Source organism: Neptuniibacter marinus, from assembly GCF_001597725.1.
In the GTDB taxonomy this organism is placed as follows: domain Bacteria; phylum Pseudomonadota; class Gammaproteobacteria; order Pseudomonadales; family Balneatricaceae; genus Neptuniibacter; species Neptuniibacter marinus.
In genome coordinates, this window is sequence record NZ_LUTR01000049.1 from 1 (window position 1) to 1118 (window position 1118).

Annotated in this window: 1 protein-coding gene; it reads left to right on the plus strand. The window is 51.4% G+C overall.

The features are described 5' to 3' along the window. The coding region (locus A3774_RS15965) for a Calx-beta domain-containing protein (protein WP_197468083.1) at window positions 1–1118 on the plus strand (1118 nt) is incomplete at both ends.

Sequence of the window (1118 nt, forward strand, 5' to 3'; positions counted from 1 at the left end):
GGCCCTGCGTCGGTTATCGAAGGCGATACTACAACGCCATATACCGTAGCTGTGGATCAACCTGCAGCCGATGTTGCCACACCGATCACAGTAACCTTCACCTACAGCGGTGTTGCCGCCGATGGCACAGACTTCACGGGTGTTGCGAGTGTTGATATCCCAGCGGGCAGCAACTCAAATACCTTCACCATCGACACCTTAGATGATGTGTTGGCCGAAGGTGCTGAGAGCTTCACCATCGAAATCGATAGCATCACTGATACGAACTTCGAGCACATCGCTGAAGATGCGACCAACAACAGTGTGGATACGCAGATCACTGATGATACGGATCCAGGTACTACTGAACCTGATACTGAGACGGCTTATGTCTCACTTACAGGTCCAAGTTCTGTTATCGAAGGCAATACAACCACTCCATACACAATCAGTGTTGACCAGCCTGCAGCGGATGTGACTTCTGCAATCACGGTGACCTTCACCTACAGCGGTGTTGCTGCTGATGGCACAGACTTCACCGGTGTTGCCAGTGTTGATATCCCAGCGGGCAGCAACTCAAATACCTTCACTATCGACACCTTAGATGATGTGTTAGCGGAAGGTGCAGAGAGCTTCACCATCGCAATCGATAGCATCACTGATACCAACTTCGAGCACATCGCTGAAGATGCGACCAACAACAGTGTGGATACGCAGATCACTGATGACACGGATCCAGGTACGACAGAGCCGGATACAGAAACCGCGTATATCTCCCTAACCGGCCCTGCGTCGGTTATCGAAGGCGATACTACAACGCCATATACCGTAGCTGTGGATCAACCTGCAGCCGATGTTGCCACACCGATCACAGTAACCTTCACCTACAGCGGTGTTGCCGCCGATGGCACAGACTTCACGGGTGTTGCGAGTGTTGATATCCCAGCGGGCAGCAACTCAAATACCTTCACCATCGACACCTTAGATGATGTGTTAGCGGAAGGTGCAGAGAGCTTCACCATTGCAATCGATAGCATCACTGATACTAACTTCGAGCACATTGCTGAAGATGCGACCAACAACAGTGTGGATACGCAGATCACTGATGACACGGATCCAGGTACGACAGAGCCGGATAC